Origin of the sequence: Taibaiella koreensis (assembly GCF_003545715.1) — a bacterium.
In the GTDB taxonomy this organism is placed as follows: domain Bacteria; phylum Bacteroidota; class Bacteroidia; order Chitinophagales; family Chitinophagaceae; genus Taibaiella; species Taibaiella koreensis.
In genome coordinates this window covers 13,473-25,187 of sequence record NZ_QVNU01000006.1, presented here as the reverse complement: position 1 = coordinate 25,187, position 11,715 = coordinate 13,473, and the positions used below count along the sequence as shown (strand labels likewise).

The window sequence follows — 11,715 nt, the reverse complement described above, 5'->3', positions numbered from 1 at the left end:
CACTGTATTTGCGCAAATACACCGGCCAAACCAGATACTATCGACTATTTGTTTCTTCACGTCCACTTCACCAACGATCCTCAATTTTTTTGGAAAAAAAGTTCCCATTGTCCTATCTGAATTTTTTCAAACAAAAGAAACCAAACTAAAAAAACACAAATGAAAAAATTAATTCTCTCTGCAGCTGCTGCAGCGGCTCTGTTCGCTTCTACCGGCTCTTTCGCCCAAACTCCCGGCGTTCTGCTGGTAAACGAGTTTTCAAAAGGTACCGGTAACGTAGGTCCTTATATTGAGCTGCTGGTAGGTTCTACTTCAGCTACTAAGAATGTTGACGTTCGTAACTGGATCGTTGACGATAACAACGGCGTATTCAGCACTACTGCTCCGGGTAATGGTATCACTACCGGTCACCTGCGTCTGGTGAACGACGGCTTCTGGTCAAGTGTTCCCGCCGGAACTCTGATCCTGATGTTCAACAATGCTACTGGTCAAAAGCCTGCCGCAGCCGGTCTGCCTAACCTGGCTAGCATCAACGCTGCTTCAGCTGCTGCAGATGGTACTTTCACTTCAGGTGGTACTATCTACGTTGCTGTAGGTAAAAGCCCTTATGTTGCTTATATCAACAACATTCCTAACGTTGGCGTTTTCCCTTACAATGGTAGCTATTGCGGTAGCACCAGCGCTCTGGTAGCTCCTGGTCTGTTTAGCACTGTTGACCTGGCAACTGACCTGACAGGTGACGGCGTTCAGACACGTTGCCCCGGTTGTCTGGACAACCTGCAGTCTGAGCCTTCTTTCTATTCTGGCGCTGCTTACGGTTCTCTGATGAACGCTGTAACTGGTAGCGGTATCGGTGGTGCTAAAGTTACTACTAACCCCGCTTACACTACTTTCGCTGGTAAAGTATTTTCCCTGACTGCCGGTTCTGCTTCAAATGCTCCTGGTGTAAGCGCTAACTGGTCAGCTGATACTGCCACTATCGCTACTCAGACTCCTGGTTCACAGAACAATGCTGCCAACGGTGCTTTCATCGCCAGTGTAGCTGGAACAGGTACTGGTTTCCGTTATACAGCTTGCGCTCAGCCCGATCCTATGACCGAGCCTAAAGGCGCCCTGGTTGTAACTGAGATCAGCAATGGTCCTAGCGGTGAGTGCGAGTACGTTGTACTGGCCGTTGCTGCTTGCTCTTCTTCTAACGACGCTGAAAATGTTGACGTTCGTGGATGGATCCTCGACGATAACAATGGTGCGTTCAACCCTGCAGGTGCTGGTACTGGCCGTGGTATCACTACTGGCCATTTCCGTCTGCCTTTCAGCGCCAAATGGGCTGCTGTACCCGTAGGTTCCAGCATCGTGGTATACAATGGTGCTTTCAACTGTATCGGTCTGCCTACCGGCACCGCTACTCTCGGTGGTCATAATGTTTACTATATCGACGTAAACAATCCTGGCACTAACACAGATATCGAGCGTTATGGTTCTTTCCCCACTTCTGCTAACGGTAACTATTGCAATCCTAACGGTCTGACTACTCCTTATGTAAACCCCGCTACTTCTTATGCTGCTACAGTAGGTCTGGGCAATACAGGTGATGGTTTCCAGGTTCGTTGCCCTGGTTGTAACACTATGAATGCTGCTGGTCCTGATTTCTATCATGGTATCGGTTACGGTACTGACGTAGGTGCTAACGCTTTCGCCAGCGCTGCCGGCCTGATCGGTGGTCCCGTTAAGACTTTCTCTTCTCTTACCGGCCAGAGGATCCTGTTCAAGTTTACTGGTTCTATCTCTTCTTCTTCTGTACTGGCTAACCCCGCTAACTTCGACACTGCTGCTGCTCTGACTTCTCCTGCTACTGTAGGTGACTATAGCGCTGCCCTGTTCGCTTACCTGACTAGCGGTGCTGGTGACTTCCCTTGCTGCGGTGCTGCCCAGGCTCGTCCTGCAGTTCAGCAAGAGTCTGCTAAAGCTATCCTGAATGCTACTGACGTTAAAGTTTACCCCAACCCTGCTAAAGCTGTGCTGAACATTGAGTTCCCCGCCGCTCAGGAAGTTGCTGTTAAACTGTTCGACATGAACGGTCGTATCGTAGCCAATCAGAACGCTAACGGTAAGAACAAAGTAAGCATCAATGTTGCCGGTTTCACTCCTGGTCTGTATTTCTACCAGGTAATCAGCAACGGCGCTGTACAGTCTGGTAAAGTGACTGTAGGTAAATAAGTTCTCTTTCTGCCTTATTAAGGTTTTGATATTCGCCCCGGCCATTCCTGGCCGGGGTTCTTTAATGATAACACATTTACCCTGCGACAAATGTGCCAATCTGATGATTAATGGAGCGCCGCCCATTGCCTTGGCGCGTAAAACGGATCGAATGGCATTCCTGGGGATTGGTAAGAATGCGTCAAACGGATCGGCGATCACAATCCGGGCTACCACTACTCATAAAGCGGTCATGGGCCATTCTGTACGACTGCCGGTCGGAACGCGCCAACGGTCTGAACCGAGGCCAAATGTATATAGGATATTTATGCCTGCCTTGTTTTGCTCCTACGGAGCAATTATGGGTTTATATGGTTTTGGCTACAGACCTTTTGTCCCTACGGGACAATTTCAAGGCTGCTTTTTGGTTGCAAACCTTTACCCTGCAAGCAATGCCAATAACTTAACAGTAGTTGTGGCCCAATGGCATTCAAATGCCTCTATGGCGCCAGCATATGTTGACATGACCAATTTCTGGTGTGGTAGCGCTATGTTCACATAGATGTTCCCTGCAGACCGTTTTTTTGCCGGGATATGAAATCCCTTTGAAGATTCGTTCCTTCTTCCGGCTTTTTCGGCTAATCACGTAGAGCAGGCCCGGCATACTATCGGCGGAATAAAGCCCCTTTACCTTTTTGGGAAACAAGCATATCACTGCGTCCCTGTGTTGCAGCGAGCAAAAATCTTCCTGCCTTTGCGCCTTTGTGGGAAACAGGCATAGCGCCGCATTCCTGTGGCTCTGCAGAAAAACGTATTGGTCCTTTGCTGAAAATAGACATAGCTCTGCATACCTGCACCGTTTCGGGCAAAAATCCTGATGCCTTCGCGCCTATGGGAAGTAAAATACAATACAGCTTTCTTTGCATCGTGAGGAAAATACAGAGCGCCATACGATGCCTGCAATAGCACATATATTATTATGCAAAACAAAATCGCCTCCGAAGGGAGGCGATTAAAAGATCAGGTGAAAGGAAGAATATTAGCGAACGATAAGCTGCTGTGTGCTGATTTGTTGGCCGTCCTGCAGCTTAATGAGGTATATTCCTTTAGCAAAAGAAGTTGTATTCAAATCAGTCTTATGAAAAGCTTTCTCCAGCTTGTACTCCGCTACTACATGGCCTGTAGTATTGAATACCTGAAGTAAACCGTCTGCGTCGAGGTTGGTCTCGATAGTCACAGAATTAGTTGCCGGATTAGGATACACCAGCAAGGACTTTTGTATTGCATTGCCTGCATTAACCCTTACCACATTGCTATAGGTAGCAGTACCATCCTTATCTACCGATTGCAGGCGATAGTATTGATGATCGCTGTTCAACAAAGCGCCGGCATCTGTGTAGGTATAGCGGGCTCCATTAGCTTCGTTCTTTGACGATATTTTGCCTATGCCGGTAAAATCTTTTCCATTGCTGCTGCGCTCTATAGTGAAGTAGCTGCTGTTTTTCTCCATTGCTGTTTTCCAGCTCAGATCCGCGTCATTTTGCTGTGCTACTGCCATAAAGGATTGCAGTTGCACCGGAAGCGGACCCGAAGGCACCACACTACCTTCCACCGTTAGTACGGATGCTGTATCGTTGGTGATAGAGCGTCCAATACCAAACATAGCTGTGTTACTGCTTAGGTTCCAGGCTACAAGGCGCATGGTAATAGGGCTTGTTACGTTTTGCAGTGCAGCAATGCCCGTCAGATCGATAGGTGTCTGCACTGTGCCGTTTATGGTTGATGCAGGCATAGTGATGTCTGCGGCACCGATATCGATGAAGTTGACACCGTCCAGGCTGTATTGCCAGCGAAAACTGCCGGCAGGAATCGATCCCGAATTCCTTACTTTATAGCTAAGGTTGCTTAAGGATACCTTGTAGGTGGCAGCAGGCGTAATATTGAAGATGAACCCTTGATCGCCTTTGGTAGTTTGGGTGAAATTAGTGCTCATAAACGCACGCTGTTGCGGGGTCGTTACCACAGGAGCATTGACCCTGCTCAATACCGATGTCGACAGGTGTGGATCAGTTGATGTCGAATTCACAGTAGCTTCATCGCCGTTCAGCAGAGGATTGGCGAATTGCCAGGCCAGGATCCGCTGGGCTTGCGCAAAGCCTGGAAGCAGCATCAAAGCCGCGGCTATCCCGATCTGCCTGATACCTTTAAGGTTTTTGGTTTGCATGTAGAGCGTTTTCATAAAGTTTGTTTGGTATCCGTCGAAGGGATAAATGTTAGTTTAGGATGGTTAAGTATACTACAGGGGGTAAAGTTACCCGAGACGTAGGGGCGCGCGTTAATACGATCGCTATGTATGCATATTCTTAATTCGTAACGAAGTGGGAATAAAGGATAGCTACGGAAGAATTAACCGTTTAGTAATGCCCTGGAGCCCAACTGTTGGAGCGGGGCTCCACGGCGCAGCAATAAGGGCATTTGAAATATTGCTCTTGTATTAAGAAATTGTTAGTTTATTTCTGTAATCTTCTTTTTTTTAGCTTGTTATGTATGCAATTGTACGATACATAACAATTGGCTTATTGCGTTCCCTGCTCCTTCCCGGTACCTTTGCACTGTTTTTATAAGCGATCTGTAAGCAAATACCTCCTCCATATTTATGCGCCTTTTTCTATTAACCCTGTGTTGCTTGTTCCTGGTGAGCCGGACTTCGGCGCAATTGATCATTAACGAGTTCTCACAGGGAAATAGCGGCAGCAGGGAGTATATAGAGCTTGTGGTAGCGGGTACCCGCAATTGCTCCGGCGACAGTTGCATGGATATCAGGGGATGGATCATAGACGACAACAATGGCTGGTGCGGCGCCGGGGCAGGGCAGGGGATAGCGATCGGGCATATGCGTTTTACCAACGATCCCAACTGGTCCTGCGTTCCATATGGTTCGATTATTCTGCTCTACAACAGTGGCGACAAAAATCCACAGATCGTACAAGCCGATGATCCGACCGATGCCAACAACGACCACGTGTACATCGTTCCTTCTACGTCCACGTTGCTTGAGCATACCAATACGACACCTGCCTCACCCTCATCGCTCACCTATGTTTACCCGGCTACTACAGCCTACATAGCGGGCGGCGACTGGAGTACGGTGGGCCTTGCCAATACCGGCGATGCAGTCGTAGTCGTATCACCGGCAAGCCCGGGTACTGCCGTTCATGCCATCGCTTACGGTAGTGTAAGCAACCCGGCAGGTGCCACTATATATAAAACAGCCTCGGGCGGCGCCCGCAATTATTTTCTGACAAACGGCTTGTATACCAGCGCAGCAGACTATACCGTAGGTAATGCCCCCGCAGATGAAACGCCCGGTGTACCAAACGGGGCCGCTAATACCGCATGGATCAACAGCATGCTGGCCAATCCCGCGGGCAATGTGACCAATACCACCGCAGCATGTATCCTGCAAGGCAACAGCTATAATTTTTACGGTACACTACTGACGGCAAGCGGAACCTATGCCGACACTTTTTCTGCGGCATCGGGTTGCGACAGCATTGAAGTATTGCATCTGTCTGTGGTAACACCTGTAACACAAAACCAATCGATCGCCGGCTGTAATGCCGTGGTGTTTAATGGCGTGACTTATACTTCATCTACCACACTGCTGGATACATTGCACACCAGTCTGGGCTGCGACAGCGTATACCGCAACGTCTTCATCCAGATCAATACGGCCAACCCGGTTATCCTGCGCGATACCGTAAGCAGCTGCCAGACCGTAACCTATAAGGGCATATCCTATACCGTAAGCCAGGAGGTGAGCGATACGATAAAGACCAACACCGGTTGTGACAGCATTTATCGTAAAGTATGGCTTGATGTGCTGGAAACGCCTGTAATTACTGTTGATCCTGCCGATGCGACCATTTGCCGGGGCGCCACGATCACGCTTACGGCATCGAGCCCTTCGGCAACTGTGTCCTGGAACGGGTTTCCCAATGGCAATACCATCACGGTGCAGCCTACGCAGGCCACCGCTTATGTGGCTTATGCCGTGAACGATCTGAATTGTATCGGCACGGCGCAGGCCATGGTGCATGTAGAAGACCTCGGACTGAAGCTAAGCTATAGCCCGGCGCCCGCAGAAAGGGGATCGCCCGTCACGCTGACTGCTTCGGCCGATATTGCTTATACCGTACTGCATTGGTTCCCCGAAAACCTGTTTGCCGATCAGAGTGCTTATACACAGACCATCACTGCCGGTAACCCGGGTTGGTTCTATGTAGTAGGGCAAAGTGAACATGGTTGCCTGGATACCGGAAAGGTATACATGGAAGTGGTTCCCAAAGCGCAGATCTTTATACCTACAGCCTTCTCGCCCAACGGCGACGGGTTGAACGACTATTTCGGGCCACAGTTTACCCGGGAATATAAGATAATTGACTTCGCGATCTTCAATCGTTACGGCCAGCGGATCTATCATGTGCCTTACCTGAGCCAGATCGGCCAGGGCTGGGATGGCCGTATGAGCGGTAAGCTTTGTGACCCGGGAACTTATTACTATACTTTCTCTGCCGAAGATCCTTCCGGCAAAATAGAAAAGCTTAAAGGCGATCTGACACTGGTACGTTAGGCTGGATGCCAAATGAACAATCACCGAAGAAAAACAAATACCTCATGAGGAAATTAAACCTATTATTGCTGAACGTTGCCTTGTGTTGTATGGGAAGCATGGCCGCTACAGCACAGACCGTATCAACCGTTGCGGGAACAGGCACATTTGGTAATACCGGCGACGGTGGCCTGGCCACTGCGGCGCAGATCGCATTCCCCCCTTGCGTCGCATCAGACGCTTCCGGCAATCTATATTTCGGTGTATTGAGCACGAGGATCAAGAAAGTAACTGTCGGTACCAATATCATTACCACGATTGCCGGTACCGGGACCGCAGGTTTTAGCGGCGATGGCGGCGCGGCAACGGCAGCCAGTATATCCGACGTGCGGGACATCACTACCGATGCAGCCGGAAACATCTTATTTACCGATGGTAGCGGGCGTATCCGTAAGATAACCATTAGTACCGGCATCATCAGCACTATAGCCGGCACAGGAGGCACAACATCCGGATATACGGGTGACGGTGGTCTTGCTACTGCTTCTCAGCTGGGATATCCCCAGGGGATTGCGGTAGATAATGCCGGTAATATCTATTATACCGAATATGCTTCTCAAGCAACGGTGCGGAAAATTGACGTGACCACCGGCATTATTAATACGATAGCAGGCGTTCCCGGTGCATCCAGCCTGGGCTTCAGCGGTGATGGCGGACCGGCTACTGCGGCGAAGATGGCCAATCCCTGGGACATTGCGTTGGATAATGCCGGCAACCTGTTCATCACCGATTTTTTTAACAACCGTATCCGCCGTGTAGACGCGCTTACCGGTATCATCACTACATTTGCCGGTACCGGCATAGGGGGTACCAGCGGTGATGGCGGACCTGCCACGGCCGCCAATATGAGCCCTTTGGGTATTGTGATCGATCCCGCCAACAATATTTACTTTACACAGTCAGACAACCGTATCCGCCGAATAGATGCGTTAACCGGTATTATTACTACGGTAGCAGGAACAGGCGTTGCCGGCTTTCTCAACGGTCCCGCAGCTACCGCGCAGTTCAGCACACCCTACAACCTGGCGCTCGATGCTGCCGGTAATATCTATGTCGCCGACCAGCTGAACAACCGTATCCGCAAGATAGCGGCCAGCTGCAGTACGATAATCCCAGGTACCATTACGGCTACAGGTCCCAATCCCGCCTGCAGCCCCGCGAGCAGCACATTGACGCTCGGCGGCGCTTCCTCATCGGGCGTTAGTTATCAATGGCGTTCCTCCACCGACAACGTGAACTGGACCAATGTGGGTACCGGCGCGGCGACTTATGCTACCGGCAGCATTACCGGTACCCGTTATTATAAAGTGATCGTTAGCTGTACTGCCGGTGCGTTGAAGGATTCCACACCGGTATTTACCCTTACGGTAAATCCTTCGGTAACACCCACGGCGGCCATTACGGCAAGCCCGGGCAATGTGATCTGCAGTGGCACTCCGGTTACCTTCTCTGCCACAATCACTAATGGTGGCGCCGCACCGGGATACCAATGGAAAAAGGGAACGACACCAGTAGGGACCGGCACAAGCTATACCGGCACCGGACTGGTTAACGGTGATGTGATCACACTCGAGCTGACCAGCAATGCCAGCTGCGCAAGCCCGGCTACGGTCACCAGTAATGCCATCACCATGACAGTGAACACGGCAGTCAATACGACCGATAGCCGTACAATATGCAACGGCCAGCTTCCCTATACCTGGAACGGCATCATCGTTACTGCCGGTGGACCCTCAGCAGCAACAAAGACATTTACGGCAGTTAGCGGATGCGACAGCATCGTTACATTGGATCTTACCGTTAATCCCTCTGTCACGCCTTCAGTGAGCATTACGGCAATGCCGGGAACAGCGATCACGGCCGGCACCCTCGTTACGTTTACCGCCACGCCGGTGAACGGCGGCGCAAGCCCTGTATACACCTGGCGGAAGAATGGCATTGGCGTAGGAACCAATAGCCCGGTATACAACGATGCCGCGCTCAACAACGGCGACCTGGTTACCTGTACGCTGCATAGCAGTGAGACCTGCGCGCAGCCCGATACGGCAATCGCCTCGGTGACAATGAATGTGACCGTGCCGGTGATCCCTTGCGCTGTACCCTCCGCACTGGTGACCACCGATGTGAGCTTTACCTCTGTGAAGTTTGTATGGAGCAGGGTACCCGATGCCCTGCATTACGAATACAAATTTGATCAGTCTGCTGTGGACCCCACTTCCTGGACAGAGACCAACGATACTATGTATCGCGCTACGGGATTAATCAACGGGGATTATTACCTGCATGTGCGTACCAAATGCACATCGGGACAATATTCTCCCTGGATCAGGATCATCGTGCATATCAGCGATGGCACTACCGGTATCCCTTCCATTACCGGCGGTGAAGGCTTTATGCTTTATCCCAATCCCAATAAAGGCGTCTTTACCGTGGAAGGTCCGGTGGGCGAACCTGCTGTAAGCCTTGATGTCCTGAGTTATTCGGGGCAGCTGGTTTACAAATCGAAAGAGAACACCGTTAACGGCCGGTTGAAGAAAACGATCGACCTGCCGGCGATAGCTTCGGGCGCTTACCTGTTACGAATTGCAGGTAAGGACCAGGTCTGGGCTATACGATTCGTTGTTACGAAATAGTCAGCGCTGTTTCGCCAGGCTCCGGGCTGTACTGCCGGCCCTGGAGCTTGACGAAGCGGCAAGGCTTTTCCCGGCGAAAAGAATATAAAAAGGGCCGGATCCAATATGGGATCCGGCCCTTTTTTATATGTTTTATCAGGCTTCTGCAAAAGTAAAGTCACGGATCATATCCGGTACCTCGTTGATAGAGCTTGCCAGGTGTGTGTGGGGATATTGCTCCAGCGTGCTCCTGTCGGCGGCGCCGCTCAGCACGCCTATTACCAGGCCGCAGGCCGCATTGCTACCTTCCTGCAGGTCAACGGGCGTATCGCCTATTTTGGCTACTTTTTTTACATCGGTAATATCCAGAAGAGCCATGGCCTTATACACCATGTCGGGATGCGGACGGCCCTGCGCTACTTCGTCGCTCGCCACACTCACGTCGAGTATGCCTGGCTTGTGCCAGCCCAGCCGCTCGATGATGATGTCGGTAATGTCACGGCTGAAACCGGTGTCAAGGCCTACCTTGATGCCCATCTCCTTCAGGCGCAGAAAAGTGTCCGTAGCACCTTCCATTTCCCTGATCCCCGGCGCATGCTCATAAAAGTCGATCATCGCGTTGAGGAAGCTTTGATGAATACGGACGATATCGGCTGCTGCGGCGGCTTCGGGGTAAAACTGCTCCAGCAACAACTTTATCGCTACCGGTTTGGCTATGCCCATTACGGCGTTGGCGGCATCAAGGGTTACGGCTTCGTATCCATGTTCGCCCAGTGCTTTACATAAGGTTTTCGCTACAAATTGTTCGTCGTGCACAGTAGTGCCGGCCATGTCGAATAAGGCCAGGTGAATGCTGTTCGATTGCATAAATATGGATTATGAGAGAATGAGCAAAAGTAAACTTTATTTTACTAATACTAAACTTTTTTTAGAAAGAATACTTTCCTTTTCCTGGCTTTGGCTATTTCTCGCCTTACGGTTGAAGTATATCAGTGAGCCCACCTGGGAAAGGATAATGAGGATCGATGCACCCAGCGACCCGTACTCGAAGAAACGGCTATAGCTTAGCTTTGCTTCTCCGAAATTCTTGTAAAATAAAATGCAGAGGCTACCGAAATAGCCATAGAAATCGGCCATGATCACCAGGAAGCCGGCATTGCCACGCTCCCGGAATACAGCGATCATACGTTCAAAGAATACCGAATTGGCCGGTACATAGGCAATATAGAGACCTGCTCCCGTGCTGCAGATCCATAACATGGGGCCAATGACCTTCAGAGAGAAAAGCAGGGTAGCGGCAAGAATGATCAAAGCTCCTCCGATGCTCATGTAATGCAATACCTTAAAGGCTTTCAGGTTATCTTTTATCTTCTGGAACCAGAGCATCATTACCAGGATCAGCAGCGATACTGGTATCTCCGTAAGTGTGAATAGTTCCGAGTGGCCCGAATAGCCGAGCCCCTGCCATATTTCCGCGGCGAAATTATCCCTGAAATCGCGGTAAGCGGTCATGAGCACATAGCTGAATAAAAAGATGATGATACCTACGTAATAGCGGCGTATCAGCGCGCTGCGTTCGGTAACCGACAAGGGCGTGCGTTCCGATTTCAGCACAATATCGGCTGCAGACTGCGGCGGCAGTTGCTCCAGCATCCATACCGACAGGAGCAGGATGGGCAGAAAGGCCAGCGCCACAAGGAAGGGGGTAAGTGTTTCGCTAATGCCATAGCCGGTGATCAGGAAACGTCCGATAGATTTTACAAAGCCCGACGAAAAGATCTGGGTGACCGTAAGTCCGACAACCAGTATCTCGGTACCCCGCCGGCCTTCAAGGTAATTAAATACCAGGCCAAAGATCATACCGATAGGTAATCCATTGAGAAAAAGGCAAAGGATATTGAATGGCGCCGGTACCACGGCAAACAAGCTCAGGGCAAGCGTGGCGATCAATACCAGGCCTATAATATATCGTGGCCGCTGGCGGGCGGTATTCTCCGCCACTATCCTGATCCCGATCCATTTGGAGAGGGTATAACCTACCGTTTGCGCCGTCACCAGCAATACTTTGTAGTCTACGCCCAGGAAGCGCTGACCCTCAAAAGTCCCGGCGGTGAAGGTCTTTCGCACGGCATACATAGAGGTATAAGTAAGGAATGCCGCAACGGTGGCATACACCAGGAAGAATACCGAATGGGAATGTAACGAAAGATATTTGCGCAAAGACATTAAACTATT

At 50.5% G+C, this 11,715-nt stretch carries 6 protein-coding genes; 3 read left to right on the top strand and 3 right to left on the bottom strand.

The genetic code is table 11. The features are described from left to right. Positions 1-159 precede the first annotated feature (159 nt). Positions 160-2,217 (top strand): T9SS type A sorting domain-containing protein, encoded by a 2,058-nt coding sequence (locus DZK30_RS18470; protein WP_118975664.1) that lies wholly within the window; start codon positions 160-162, stop codon positions 2,215-2,217. Between the two features lie 1,018 nt (positions 2,218-3,235). On the opposite strand, the gene DZK30_RS18455 is transcribed toward DZK30_RS18470, so the two are convergent. Continuing rightward, positions 3,236-4,435 (bottom strand): T9SS type A sorting domain-containing protein, encoded by a 1,200-nt coding sequence (locus DZK30_RS18455; protein WP_118975661.1) that lies wholly within the window; start codon positions 4,433-4,435, stop codon positions 3,236-3,238. A 417-nt stretch (positions 4,436-4,852) separates the two neighbouring features. Between DZK30_RS18455 and DZK30_RS18450 the strand changes: the two genes are divergently transcribed. Both DZK30_RS18450 and DZK30_RS18445 read left to right on the top strand, forming a co-directional pair. Continuing rightward, positions 4,853-6,829, top strand: coding sequence for a T9SS type B sorting domain-containing protein (locus tag DZK30_RS18450; RefSeq protein WP_118975660.1), 1,977 nt, complete (start codon positions 4,853-4,855; stop codon positions 6,827-6,829). Between the two features lie 44 nt (positions 6,830-6,873). Continuing rightward, positions 6,874-9,501, top strand: coding sequence for an NHL domain-containing protein (locus tag DZK30_RS18445; protein WP_162903226.1), 2,628 nt, complete (start codon positions 6,874-6,876; stop codon positions 9,499-9,501). Positions 9,502-9,636: 135 nt separating this feature from the next. Here DZK30_RS18445 and DZK30_RS18440 read toward each other — a convergent pair whose 3' ends face one another. Then, positions 9,637-10,347, bottom strand: a complete 711-nt coding sequence (locus DZK30_RS18440; RefSeq protein WP_118975658.1) for an HAD hydrolase-like protein — start codon at positions 10,345-10,347, stop codon at positions 9,637-9,639. A gap of 36 nt (positions 10,348-10,383) precedes the next feature. Further along, positions 10,384-11,706, bottom strand: coding sequence for a DUF5690 family protein (locus tag DZK30_RS18435; protein ID WP_118975657.1), 1,323 nt, complete (start codon positions 11,704-11,706; stop codon positions 10,384-10,386). Positions 11,707-11,715: the final 9 nt, after the last annotated feature.